Source organism: Streptomyces sp. NRRL B-3229 (genome assembly GCF_000719505.1).
GTDB lineage: Bacteria > Actinomycetota > Actinomycetes > Streptomycetales > Streptomycetaceae > Streptomyces > Streptomyces griseorubiginosus.
On record NZ_JOGP01000003.1, the window covers coordinates 1 to 13,057 of the forward strand.

The window sequence follows — 13,057 nt, forward strand, 5'->3', positions numbered from 1 at the left end:
CACCGTCGGCAACCCGCTCAAGCTCTCCGACTCTCCCACCACCATCACCACCCCACCCCTCCTCGGCCAGCACAACCAAGAGATCTACATCGGCGAACTCGGCCTGACACAGGAAGAGTTGCCGCAGCTCAAGGCGCAGGGCGTCATCTGACCGACCAGAGCCGATCCGAAGCGACCCGCCCCACCCGACCGGAGAGGTAGCCCCACCATGTCTTCTTCCGTATCCCGAACCGCGACGGTCACCGACCGGCTCGTGGAAGCCAACCGTGCCTACGCCGCCGGATTCACCGACCCGGGCATGGGTGCCCGCCCCGTCCTGCGTGTCGCCGTGGTGGCCTGTATGGACGCCCGTCTCGACCTGCACGCCGCGCTGGGCCTGGCGCTCGGTGACTGCCACACCATCCGCAATGCCGGGGGAGTCGTCACCGACGACACCATCCGATCACTGACGATCAGTCAGCGGGCGCTCGGCACACGCAGCGTGGCGCTGATCCACCACACCGGCTGCGGACTCCAGACCCTGACCGAGGGCTTCCGCCACGAACTGGAACTGGAGGTCGGCCAGCGTCCCGCATGGGCGGTGGAGGCCTTCCGGGACGTAGACCAGGACGTACGGCAGTCCATGCAGCGCGTGCGCACCTCGCCGTTCCTGCCGCACACCGACGACGTGCGCGGCTTCGTCTTCGACGTGACGACGGGGCTGCTGCGGGAGGTGGTCGCTAACTCATTCGGCCGAGTCTCCTGAATTGCTCGGCCGGACCTCTGGCGCGGCACCAGCGCATGCAGAATACTGTATGCAATCATCGTTCGACAGTGGATCACAAGCCACTCCCGAGGGGGTCGCCCCGTGTCGTACCGCACCGCTCTCTCCGAAGTCCTGGCAGACGTCGTAAGGCCCGTCGCCGAGGCGACCCGAGTGCAGGACAGATTCCCCCGCGGCACCGTCACTGCCCTCGGCCGGGCGGGGCTCCTCGGGCTCACCGTCTCCGCCGAACTCGGCGGTGGCGGAATGGAATTGAGGGAAGCTGCCGACGTGGTGACGCGGACAGCGCCCGTCTGTCCGTCCACCGCGGCCGTGCTCCTGTCCCACTACACGGCAGTCGCCGTGCTCGAGGCGTACGGCTGCCCCTGGGTGCGCGGCGAGATCGCCACCGGACGTCACCTCGCCAGTCTCGCGCTGGCCGAGTCGGAATCCGGGGCCGACGGCGGCGGGTCCGGAAACGCGGACCCGCTTCTCGCTCCGCGCTCGGTCGCCACCGGCTCCGGCGGTGTCGTTGCCCTGCGGGGCCGCAAGCGGGGGGTGGTCGCGGCGGGGGAGGCCGACACCTACGTCTGGTCCTCCCGCCCGCTCGCCGCCCCGGGCGGGCTGACGCTCTGGGCGGTCCCGGCGCACGCACCCGACCTGTTCGTCCCGGCTCGCCCCGGTGCCGAGGGTCCCCGTGGCACCGCGACGTCCACCGTCTTCGCCGACCCGGTGCTGGTGCCGGCCGAGGCGATGCTGGGCGCGGACGGCGGAGGGCTCGACGTGGTGCTGCGCACGGTCCTGCCGTGGCTCCTCGAACTGCGGGCGGCCGCGCAGCCGTTCCAACCGGCGGCCGCCGAGCCGTCCCGACCGCCGACCACCGAGCCGTCCCGACCGCCGACCATCGAGCAGGTCCGACCGCCGACCATCGAGCAGGTCCGGCCGACGCCCGCCGAGCCGGCGGACACCCGTCGCCAGGCCGACTCGCTCGCCGCGTCCTGAACCGCTGCGCAAGCAACCTCGCACCCTGGACGGCAGGGTTGTGTATACAGAAGTCTGTATGGAGTATTGACTGAGTCTCCGCACCTCTCGCCGGGGACCCGCGTGACGGAAGGCGAAGCGATCATGACGACCAGCGGCAGCGATGTGACGGTCGAGAGCGTGGTCCGGAGGGTGGTGGCCCGTCACCGCGGCGAACGCGGTTCGCTGCTGCCCGTACTGCACGCTCTCCAGGCCGAGTTGGGCCATGTGCCGCAGGAAGCGGTGCCGGTGCTCGCCGAGGAGCTCAACCTCTCCCGGGCGGACGTCCACGGAGTGGTGACCTTCTACCACGACTTCCGTCGCGAGCCCGCGGGCCGCACCACCGTGCGCATCTGCCGCGCCGAGGCATGCCAGGCCCTGGGCGCCGACCAACTGGTCGATTACGCCCGCGAGTCCGGCCTGACGCTGGGTGAGACGACAGCTGACGGCTCGGTCACCGTCGAGCAGGTCTTCTGCCTCGGCAACTGCGCGCTCGGCCCGTCCGTGGAGGCGAACGGACGCCTGTACGGCCGAGTCGGCCCCGCCCGACTCGGCGCGATCCTCGACAGGACGGTCTCCTCATGAGCAACCCCTCACGCTCCACCGCCACGGTGTACGTCCCCCGCGACTCCGCGGCCAGGTCCGTCGGCGCCGACGAGGTGGCGCAGGCGCTCCAACAGGCCTCCGTCGCAGGGGACTTCGCCCTGGACGTCGTACGCAACGGATCACGCGGCATGCTCTGGCTGGAGCCCCTCGTCGAGGTGGTGACTCCCGAAGGCCGTGTCGGGTACGGCCCGGTGGCCCCCGAGGACGTCGACGACCTCCTGGCCGCGGGCCTGCTCGACGGCGCCGACCACCCCCTCCGGCTCGGCATCGTCGACGAACTCCCGTGGCTGGCACGGCAGAACCGGGTCACATTCGCCAGGGTCGGCGTCACCGACCCCCTGTCGACGGAGGACTACGAGGCCCACGGCGGCCTCGCCGGACTGCGCGCCGCCCTGGAGCGGGCGCCCGCGGACGTGGTCGCCGAGGTCACCGCGTCCGGACTGCGGGGCCGCGGGGGCGCCGGATTCCCGGCCGGCATCAAGTGGAAGACCGTCCTGGAGTGCGCCGACGAGCTGAAGTTCGTCTGCTGCAACGCCGACGAGGGCGACAGCGGCACCTTCGCCGACCGCATGGTCATGGAGGGCGACCCCTTCATGCTCATCGAGGGCATGACGATCGCCGCGCACGCGGTGGGGGCGAGCGAGGGCTACCTCTACATCCGCTCCGAGTACCCCGACGCGATCGCCACGATGCGGCAGGCCATCGGGATCGCCCGTGAACACGGCTGGCTCGGCAGGAACATCCTCGGCTCCGCTCTCCACTTCGACCTGCACGTCCGCGTCGGCGCCGGTGCGTACATCTGCGGCGAGGAGACCTCCATGCTGGAGAGCCTGGAGGGCAGACGCGGCATGGTCCGCGCCAAACCGCCGATCCCGGCGATCGAGGGCCTGTTCGGCAGACCGACCGTGGTCAACAACGTCCTCACCCTCGCCACCGTGCCCGTCGTGATGGCCGAGGGCGCGCAGGCGTACGAGCGACTCGGCGTCGAACGTTCCCGCGGCACCCAGGTCTTCCAGCTCGGCGGCAACATCGCGCACGGCGGCATCGTGGAGACCGCGTTCGGCATCACCCTGCGCGAGCTCATCGAGGAGTACGGCGGCGGCACCCACTCCGGACGCCCCGTGCGCACCGCACAGGTCGGCGGCCCCCTCGGCGCCTACCTCCCGGAGTCGATGTTCGATCTGCCCATGGACTACGAGGCGTTCGCCGCCGCCGGTGCCATGGTCGGGCACGGCGGGGTGGTCGTGTTCGACGAGACCGTCGACATGGCCGCACAGGCCCGCTTCGCCATGGAGTTCTGCGCCGAGGAGTCCTGCGGCAAGTGCACCCCCTGCCGGGTGGGCGCGGTGCGCGGGGTCGAGGTGATCGACAAGATCGTCGCCGGCACCCACCGGGACGAGAACCTCGCCCTGCTGGAGGACCTCTGCGACCTGATGACCGAGGGCTCGCTGTGCGCGATGGGCGGGCTGACCCCGCTGCCCGTGCGCAGCGCCCTCACCCACTTCCCCGACGACTTCCTCGGCGGCCGTCGACTCCTCGACATCCAACCCGTACAGGCGAGTGGCCGCAGGGCGGAGGGCACGGCATGACACTCCTCAAGGAACCCGACTTCGGAACGCCGGAAAGGCCGGGACCGGCGACGGTGAGCGTGGAGGTGGACGGCCTGCCGGTGACCGTCCCCGAGGGCACCTCGGTGATGCGCGCGGCGGCCCAAGCAGGCGTCGACATACCGAAGTTGTGTGCCACCGACAGCCTGGAGGCGTTCGGCTCCTGCCGGCTGTGCGTGGTCGAGATCGACGGCCGGCGCGGCACCCCGGCCTCCTGCACCACCCCGTGCGCCGACGGCATGAAGGTGAGCACCCAGACCCCGAAGGTGGAGAAGCTCCGCCAGGGCGTCATGGAGCTCTACATCTCCGACCATCCCCTGGACTGCCTGACCTGCCCGGCCAACGGCGACTGCGAACTCCAGGACATGGCAGGGGTGGTGGGCCTCAGGCAGGTCCGCTACGGCTACGAGGGCGAGAACCACCTCGATGCCGAGAAGGACACCTCCAACCCCTACTTCGACTTCGACCCCTCCAAGTGCATCGCCTGCTCCCGCTGCGTCCGTGCCTGCGGCGAGGTCCAGGGCACCTTCGCGCTCACCATCGAGGGCCGGGGCTTCGACTCCAAGGTCTCGCCGGGCGCGGGGGAGTCCTTCATGGACTCCGAGTGCGTCTCCTGCGGCGCCTGCGTGCAGGCCTGTCCCACCTCCACGCTCCAGGAGCGCTCGGTCGTCGAACTCGGCATGCCGACCAGGTCGGTGGTGACCACCTGCGCCTACTGCGGGGTCGGCTGCTCGTTCAAGGCCGAGCTGCGCGGTGACGAACTCGTGCGCATGGTGCCGTACAAGGACGGCGGCGCCAACGAGGGCCACTCCTGTGTGAAGGGCCGGTTCGCCTTCGGCTACGCCACCCACCCCGACCGCATGCTCAAGCCGATGGTGCGCGACCGCATCACCGACCCCTGGCGGGAGGTCGAGTGGGACGAGGCGATCGGCACGGTCGCCCGGCGCATGCGCGAGATCCAGGACCGGCACGGCGCCGGCGCGATCGGCGCCATCACCTCGTCGCGCTGCACCAACGAAGAGGTGTACGTCGTACAGAAGATGGTGCGCGCGGCCTTCGGCAACAACAACGTCGACACCTGCGCCCGCGTCTGCCACTCCCCGACGGGCTACGGGCTCAAGCAGACCTTCGGCGAGTCGGCCGGCACCCAGGACTTCCGTTCGGTCGCCGAGGCCGACGTCATCATGGTGATCGGCGCCAACCCCACCGACGGGCACCCGGTGTTCGCCTCCCGGATGAAGCGACGACTCCGCGAGGGCGCGAAGTTGATCGTCGTGGACCCGCGCCGCATCGACCTCGTGCGCTCCCCGCACATCGAGGCCGCCCACCATCTCCAGCTGCGGCCGAGCACCAACGTGGCCGTCGTCAACGCGATGGCCCACGTGGTCGTCACCGAGGACCTCGTCGACCGGTCCTTCGTGGACGCCCGCTGCGAAGGCTTCGACGAGTGGGCCGAGTTCATCGCCCGCCCCGAGAACAGCCCGGAGGCCGTCGAGGAGATCACCGGCGTCCCGGCCGCCGAACTCCGGGCCGCCGCACGGCTGTACGCGACCGCACCCAACGGGGCCATCTACTACGGCCTCGGCGTCACCGAGCACAGCCAGGGCTCCACCATGGTCATGGGAATGGCCAACCTCGCGATGGCGTGCGGCAACATCGGCCGCGAAGGCGTGGGCGTGAACCCGCTGCGCGGCCAGAACAACGTGCAGGGCTCCTGCGACATGGGCTCGTTCCCGCACGAACTCCCCGGCTACCGGCACGTCTCCGACGACGCGGTCCGTACCGTCTTCGAGAACCTGTGGGGCGGACCCCTCCTCGCGGAGCCGGGACTTCGCATCCCCAACATGTTCGACGCGGCCATCGACGGCACCTTCCGCGGCCTGTTCGTGCACGGCGAGGACATCGCCCAGTCCGACCCCAACCTGGGGCATGTCACCGCCGCCCTCGAAGCGATGGAACTGGTCGTCGTCCAGGACCTGTTCCTCAACGAGACGGCCAAGTTCGCCCATGTCTTCCTGCCCGGCGCGTCCTTCCTGGAGAAGGACGGCACCTTCACCAACGCCGAGCGGCGCATCAACCGGGTGCGCTCGGTGATGAAACCGAAGACGGGCAAGCACGAGTGGCAGATCGTCAGCGAGATCGCCACCGCCATGGGCCACCCGATGTCCTACGACCGTCCCGCGCAGATCATGGACGAGATCGCCTCGGTCACCCCGACGTTCACGGGAGTCTCCTTCGAGCTCCTCGACAAGCTCGGCAGCGTCCAGTGGCCCTGCAACGAGGAGGCGCCCCAGGGCACGCCCATCATGCACGTGGACGAATTCGCGCGCGGCAAGGGCAGGTTCGTGGTCACCTCCTACGTGCCGACCAGCGAACGCAGCACCCGGCGCTTCCCCCTGGTCCTCACCACGGGCCGGATCCTCAGCCAGTACAACGTCGGTGCCCAGACCCGCCGCACCGGCAACGTCGCCTGGCACCCCGAGGACGTCCTGGAGCTGCATCCGCACGACGCCGAGGTCCGCGGCATCAACGACGGGGACATGGTCACCCTGGCCAGCCGGGTCGGGCGGACCACCCTGCGCGCGGAACTCTCCGACCGGATGCCGACCGGGGTCGTCTACACCACGTTCCACCATCCCGTCACCGGCGCCAACGTGGTCACCACGGAGAACTCCGACTGGGCCACCAACTGCCCGGAGTACAAGGTGACCGCCGTCCAGGTGGCGCTCGCCCGCCCCGACCGGACGGACAACACCGAGGACGCCGGGAACGACCTCGTGACGGTGGTGGACTGACATGACAGCGACCGTGCCGTCCGAGTGCCGGATGGCCAACGACATCGCCAGGAACCTCGCTCATCTGCCGGGGGAGGAGGCGGCCGAGGCGGTCGCGGGACACATCGGCAGGTTCTGGGATCCGCGCATGCGTGCCCGGCTGTACGAGTTCGTCGACGCGGGAGTGGAAGGGCTCGACCCCCTGGTGGTGGCCGCGGTGAAGCAGCTGCGCTGACCTGTGCGGTCTCCTCCCTGTACACCGCTCCACACTGCATACAGTATGGAGTAAGTGATCCCAAGGGCAGGTCTCCAGGGCCGGTCTCAAGGGCAGTCCCCTGGGCAGGGAGGAGCCGCTCATGCTGTTCCGGCAGCTCGAGTACTTCGTGGCGGTGGCGAGGGAACGGCACTTCGCCCGGGCGGCGGAATCCTGCTACGTCTCCCAGCCCGCGCTCTCCGCGGCGATCGCCAAGCTGGAGCGGGAGCTGAACGTCACGCTGATCAACCGCGGCCACAACTACCAGGGCCTGACTCCCGAGGGCGAGCGGCTCGTCGTCTGGGCCAAGCGGATCCTCGCCGAGCAGGACGCCTTCAAGGCCGAGGTCGCCGCCGTGCAGTCCGGCATCACCGGCACCCTCCGCCTCGGCACCGACCCCACCGCGTCCACGACCCTCGCCCTGCCTGTCGCCGCGTTCTGCGCGGCGCACCCGCTGGCCAAGGTCCAGGTCCGCTCACGGCTGTCCACGAAGGAACTCCACCGGCAGCTGCGCGACTACGAACTCGACGTGGCCATCGCCCACTTCGACCCGGACGACCAGGAGGGCCTCCAGGTCGTCCCGCTCTACCAGGAGCGGTACATGCTGCTCGTCTCCGACGACCAGCTGGTCTCCCAGAACCCGACCATGACCTGGGCGGACGCCGCCGAGCTGCCGCTCGCCCTGCTCACCCCCGACATGCGGATCCGGCAGATCGTCGACACGGTGTTCGCGGAGAAGGGGTTCGTGGTCACCCCACAGGTCGAGACGGACTCGATCGCCTCCCTCTACGCGCATGTGGGCGGCGGCGGTTGGGCCAGCATCGTGCCGCACACCTGGTTGCGCGCCATGCCGGTGGTCGGCCGGACCCGCGCGCTGCCCCTGATCGACCCGGAGGCCGGCGCCCAGGTCTCGGTGGCGATCCACGCGGCCACCCCCGGCTCGGTCGCGGCCCGCGCGTTCGTCAACGCGGCGACGGGCCTGTCCCTGGACGACTTCTTCGCCCGCCCCCTGCCGGCCGACCACCTCATGCACTGATCGGACCGACAGCTCCCGTCAAGCCGTCGCCGCACTTGTCACGCCGGGGCCGCCCCGTCACACCCCACCCGGCCATCACCCCCTCACGTTTTGACCCGCCCCATCACCGCCCTCACGTCCAACCCGCCCCGTCACCCCGCATACCGCGCCTGAACCGCCTTCCGGTCCAGCCCGCCCTTCGCCGTGTACGGCAGCGCGGCGGCCGTCTCCAGCCGCTCCGGGACCGCGAACGGGGCCAGATGTTCCCGGCAGTACCGCAGGATCTCCTCGTGCCCGGTGCCGTCCCCCTCCCGTACCACCACGACCGCCCCGACCCGCTGCCCGTACACCGGGTCCGGCACCGGGAACACAGCCGCCTCCGCGACTCCCGGGCAGCCCGCGAGGATGTCCTCCACCTGTTCGGGCGAGATCTTCTCGCCGCCCCGGTTGATGAGGTTCTTGATCCGCCCGGTCAGCGACAGATATCCGTCCTCGTCCAGTGCCCCCAGATCACCGGTGCGCAGCCAGCCGCCCACGAAGGTCCGGGCAGACTCCTCCCCGTCGTCCAGATACCCCCGGGCGACCGTGGGCCCCTGCACCCACACCTCGCCCTCGACACCCGCCGGGCAAGGACGCCCGCTGCCGTCCACGATCCGTACCTCGACCCCGGTCGGCCGGCCCACCGACCCCTGCCGCAGGGCTCCCCGCTGCGGCAGCGGTTCGCTGGTCGCCTGGTGGGTGGACTCGGTCATCCCGTACGCGGACAGCAGCGGCGCCCCGAAGGTCCGCTCCAGCGCCCGCTGGGTCGCCGTGTTGAGGGGCGCGCTGCAACTCCGCACGAACTTCAGCGGTGGTGCCTGCGGACCCGGGTGGTCCCGGTCCGAGCGCTCCAGCAGGATCTCGTGGATCGCCGGCACCGCCGTGAACCAGGTGGCGCCCGCCGCCCGCGCGTCGTCCCAGAACGTGCCCGCCGAGAACCGCCCCCGCTCCGGCAGCAGCACACAGCCCCCGCTGGCCAGGGAGGACAGCAGCGCCGCGAACAGCCCGTGGCCGTGGAAGAACGGCATCACCGCGACCGTGGCGTTCCCGGGCCCCAACTCGTAGCCGGCGCAGATGTTCCGGACGGAGGCCGCCACGTTGGCGTGGGTCAGCGGGACCATCTTCGCCCGGGCGGTGGTCCCGGCGGTGAACAGCACGAGCGCGTCCCGCTCCGACAACTCGGCCGAGGCTGCCGTGCCTTGATGTTCCTCGCACGCCGACACCTCCAGCGCCACCGTCGTCGTCCCCGCACCGGAGACGTCCACGCGCAACGGCCACGCGGGCACCGGCATCGCCGGCGCACCGGACACCGCCGTGTCGAACATGACGGCCTGTGCGCCCAACCTCGCGACACGAGCGGCGAGTTGCTGTTCCGGAAGGGCGGGGTCCAGGGGAGCGGTCACCAGCCCGGCCCGCGCCGCGCCGAGCAGTCCCACGACGAACTCGGCCGTGTTGGCGCAGATCAGCCCCACGGCGTCCCCGGGGCGCAGCCCCGCGTCGCCGAGCCGCGCGGCCACGTCGTCGGCGAGGGCCGCGAGCGCCCCGTACGACAGCTGCACGCGCTCGCCTCTCACCACGAGGGCGCGGGCCGAGGGGCGTTCACGCACCTGCCGGTCGAGGAGATCGGCGAGACCCGCGACCTCCGGAGGCCGGTACCTGTTCGCGTCGCGCACGGATGCCGCGGCCGGAACGGCCATGACCCCACCCCCTCGCACAGCTTCGACGAAACATCCTCTGCGAGCGTGCGGTGGCCCCCGGAGCGCGTCCAATACCCGCTGGCGAACGCCCGATAGCGGCTGTCTATCAAGGGAGTTGCCAGGCCCCCCACCTGCTCTCGATAGACGCCGTTTATCGGCTGGTCGCCGATGGGTCTTGGACGCGGGCGAGCGCGCTGCGGATGGTGAGAGAAGTAGCCGCTCCGGCAGGACCTGCCCAAGGAGGACCTCGGACCATGACCGCTCCCTCGACCGTGGAGACCGCGGCAGCAGCCGACGTTCCGACCGAGCTCACCGACGGGTACCACCTGGTCGTCGACGCGCTCAAGCTCAACGACATCGACACCATCTACGGCGTCGTCGGCATCCCGATCACCGACCTGGCCCGGCTCGCCCAGGCGCAGGGCATCCGCTACATCGGTTTCCGCCACGAGAGCAACGCCGGACACGCGGCCGCCATCGCCGGCTACCTCAACAAGAAGCCCGGCGTGGCCCTCACCGTCTCGGCCCCGGGCTTCCTCAACGGCCTGGTCGCCCTCGCGAACGCCACCACCAACTGCTTTCCCATGGTGCAGATCTCCGGCTCCAGCGAGCGCCACCTCGTCGACCTGAAGCAGGGCGACTACGAGGAGATGGACCAACTCGCCGCCGCCCAGCCCTTCGTGAAGGCCGCCTACCGGGTCAGCCGCGTCGAGGACATCGGCCGCGGCATCGCGCGCGCCCTGCGCACCGCGATCTCCGGGCGCCCCGGCGGTGTCTATCTCGACATCCCCGCCGCGGTGCTCGGCGCCATCATGCCCAAGGCCGAGGGCGACCGGACCCTGAGCCGGCTCGTCGACCCCGCCCCGCGCCAGCTCCCGGCACCGGAGGCCGTGGACCGCGCGATCGAGCTGCTGGCCTCCGCCGAACGCCCGCTGATCGTGCTGGGCAAGGGCGCCGCGTACGCCCAAGCCGACGTGAAGGTACGGCAGTTCGTCGAGTCCACCGGCATCCCCTACGTACCGATGTCCATGGCGAAGGGCCTGCTGCCCGACGGCCACCCGCAGTCGGCCGCCACCGCCCGTTCGCTCGCGCTGAAGAAGGCCGACGTCGTGATGCTGATCGGCGCCCGCCTCAACTGGCTGCTGGGCCACGGCCAGGCGGGGTGGAACCCCGACGCCAAGTTCGTCCAGATCGACATCGACCCCAAGGAGATGGACAGCAACCAGCCCATCTCCGCACCCCTCGTCGGTGACATCGAGTCGGTGCTGGACGCGCTGGCCGAACGCACCAAGCCGGGCCAGATCACGGCCCCTTCGGCCTGGCGCGAGGAACTCGGGGCACGCTCGGCGCAGAACGTCGCCAAGATGGCCGAGCGCCTGGAGGCTGACCCGCACCCCATGCAGTTCATGGGCGCCCTGAAGGCCGTACGGGACGTCCTGCGCGCGCACCCGGAGACGTACATCGTCAACGAGGGCGCCAACGCCCTGGACATCGCGCGCAACGTCATCGACATGCACGTGCCGCGGCACCGCCTCGACAGCGGCACCTGGGGCGTCATGGGCATCGGTATGGGCTACGCGATCGCAGCCGCCGTCGAGAGCGGCGCCCCGGTCGTGGCCATCGAGGGCGACAGCGCCTTCGGGTTCAGCGGCATCGAGATCGAGACGATCTGCCGCTACAAGCTGCCCGTCGTCACCGTGATCATGAACAACGGCGGGGTCTACCGAGGCGACGACACCAACCCGTACGACGACGAACCCTCGCCCACCACCCTGATGTCGGCGGCCCGCCACGACCTGCTCATCGAGTCGTTCGGCGGCAAGGGCTACCGGGCCACCACGCCCGCCGAGGTCACCGACGCCCTCACCGAGGCCCTCGCCCTGGGCGGCCCGGCGCTCATCGACTGCGTGATCGACCCCTCGGCCGGCACCGAGAGCGGCCACATCTCACACCTCAACCCCAAGGGCATCACCGTCGGCAACATCACGCCGGCCACCAAGTGACCACGTAACTTCACGAAAAGGAAGCAGACATGAGTGAAAAGCCGCTCGCCGGAATCAAGGTGATCGACTTCACCGGGGTCCAGGCCGGTCCCGCCTGCACGCAGATGCTCGCCTGGTTCGGCGCCGACGTCCTGAAGGTGGAGCGCCCCAACGGCGGTGATGTGACACGCCGTCAGCTCAGGGACATCGAGGACCTGGACGCCCTCTACTTCACGATGCTCAACAGCAACAAGCGTTCCCTCGCCATCAACACCAAGACCACCGAGGGCAAGGAGGTCCTGGAGAAGCTCATCAAGGACGCCGACGTCCTCGTGGAGAACTTCGCGCCGGGCGCCCTCGACCGCATGGGCTTCACCTGGGAGCGCATCCAGGAGCTCAACCCGCGCCTCATCTTCGGCTCGGTGAAGGGCTTCAACGACCAGTCGTCCTGGAACGACCTCAAGGTCTACGAGAACGTCGCCCAGTGCGCGGGCGGCGCCGCCTCCACCACCGGCTTCTGGGACGGCCCGCCCACCATCTCCGGCGCCGCCATCGGCGACACCAACACCGGGATGCACCTGGCCATCGGTATCCTCACCGCGATCATCGACCGGGGGAAGACCGGCCGGGGCCAGAAGGTCTCCGTCTCCATGCAGGACGCCGTCCTCAACCTCTGCCGCGTCAAGCTCCGTGACCAGCAGCGCCTGGAGCGGGTCGGCTACCTGGAGGAGTACCCGCAGTACCCGAACGGCGAGTTCACCGACGTGGTGCCGCGCGGCGGCAACGCGGGCGGCGGTGGCCAGCCCGGCTGGGTCCTCAAGTGCAAGGGCTGGGAGGACGACCCGAACGCGTACATCTACTTCACCGTCCAGGAGCAGAACTGGAAGCGCACCGCCGAAGTGATCGGCCACCCCGAGTGGGCCGAGGACCCGGAGTACGCCACCGCGCGCGCCCGCCAGTCGCACATCTTCGAGATCTTCGAGGAGATCGAGAAGTGGCTCGCGGACAAGACGAAGTACGAGGCGGTGAACATCCTGCGCGAGTGGGAGGTGCCCTGCGCCCCGGTGATGAGCATGAAGGAGATCGCCTACGACGAGGACCTGCGCAGGAGCGGCACGGTCGTCGAGGTCGAGCAGAAGGGCCGCGGCACGTATCTGACCGTCGGCAGCCCGGTGAAGTTCTCTGGGTTCAAGCCGGAGATCGTCGGCGCCCCGCTGCTGGGTGAGCACAGCTCGGAGGTGCTGGTCGAGCTGGGCTACGACGAGGAGACGATCGGTCGCCTCAAGGAGAGCGGCGTCATCGTCTGAGCGAACCGCCGAAGG

At 70.2% G+C, this 13,057-nt stretch carries 10 protein-coding genes and 1 pseudogene; 10 read left to right on the forward strand and 1 reads right to left on the reverse strand.

All coding sequences use genetic code 11. From position 1 onward, the window contains the following. The 8 genes and pseudogenes from IF54_RS42015 to IF54_RS0104970 form a co-directional block, all read left to right on the forward strand. Positions 1-151, forward strand: a pseudogene (locus IF54_RS42015) (formyl-CoA transferase); the annotation flags it as partial. A 57-nt stretch (positions 152-208) separates the two neighbouring features. Further along, complete coding sequence (locus IF54_RS0104940) at positions 209-745, forward strand: beta-class carbonic anhydrase (protein ID WP_030314868.1); 537 nt, start codon at positions 209-211, stop codon at positions 743-745. A 102-nt stretch (positions 746-847) separates the two neighbouring features. Continuing rightward, on the forward strand, positions 848-1,744 hold the full coding sequence (locus IF54_RS39415) for an acyl-CoA dehydrogenase family protein (RefSeq protein ID WP_037819333.1): 897 nt from the start codon (positions 848-850) through the stop codon (positions 1,742-1,744). A 123-nt stretch (positions 1,745-1,867) separates the two neighbouring features. Next, the gene (locus IF54_RS0104950) at positions 1,868-2,347 is read left to right on the forward strand and encodes a formate dehydrogenase subunit gamma (RefSeq protein ID WP_030314872.1); all 480 of its coding nucleotides are present in this window, start codon (positions 1,868-1,870) and stop codon (positions 2,345-2,347) included. Next, a complete protein-coding gene (locus IF54_RS0104955; protein ID WP_030314875.1) occupies positions 2,344-3,957 on the forward strand; it encodes a formate dehydrogenase beta subunit in 1,614 nt (537 codons plus the stop codon). The genes IF54_RS0104950 and IF54_RS0104955 overlap by 4 nt, the downstream gene beginning before the upstream one ends. Then, positions 3,954-6,770, forward strand: coding sequence for a formate dehydrogenase subunit alpha (gene fdhF / locus IF54_RS0104960; RefSeq protein ID WP_030314877.1), 2,817 nt, complete (start codon positions 3,954-3,956; stop codon positions 6,768-6,770). Before IF54_RS0104955 ends, fdhF begins: the two co-directional genes overlap by 4 nt. 1 nt (position 6,771) lies before the next feature. Continuing rightward, positions 6,772-6,984 (forward strand): formate dehydrogenase subunit delta, encoded by a 213-nt coding sequence (locus IF54_RS0104965; RefSeq protein WP_030314878.1) that lies wholly within the window; start codon positions 6,772-6,774, stop codon positions 6,982-6,984. 121 nt (positions 6,985-7,105) lie between these two features. Next, the gene (locus tag IF54_RS0104970) at positions 7,106-8,038 is read left to right on the forward strand and encodes a LysR family transcriptional regulator (protein WP_030314880.1); all 933 of its coding nucleotides are present in this window, start codon (positions 7,106-7,108) and stop codon (positions 8,036-8,038) included. A gap of 131 nt (positions 8,039-8,169) precedes the next feature. On the opposite strand, the gene IF54_RS0104975 is transcribed toward IF54_RS0104970, so the two are convergent. Then, a complete protein-coding gene (locus tag IF54_RS0104975; RefSeq protein ID WP_030314882.1) occupies positions 8,170-9,753 on the reverse strand; it encodes a FadD7 family fatty acid--CoA ligase in 1,584 nt (527 codons plus the stop codon). 254 nt (positions 9,754-10,007) lie between these two features. On the opposite strand from IF54_RS0104975, the gene oxc reads away from it, so the two are divergent. Beyond that, on the forward strand, positions 10,008-11,756 hold the full coding sequence (gene oxc, locus IF54_RS0104980) for an oxalyl-CoA decarboxylase (RefSeq protein ID WP_030314884.1): 1,749 nt from the start codon (positions 10,008-10,010) through the stop codon (positions 11,754-11,756). 29 nt (positions 11,757-11,785) lie between these two features. Then, positions 11,786-13,042 (forward strand): formyl-CoA transferase, encoded by a 1,257-nt coding sequence (gene frc / locus IF54_RS0104985; RefSeq protein WP_030314886.1) that lies wholly within the window; start codon positions 11,786-11,788, stop codon positions 13,040-13,042. Positions 13,043-13,057: the final 15 nt, after the last annotated feature.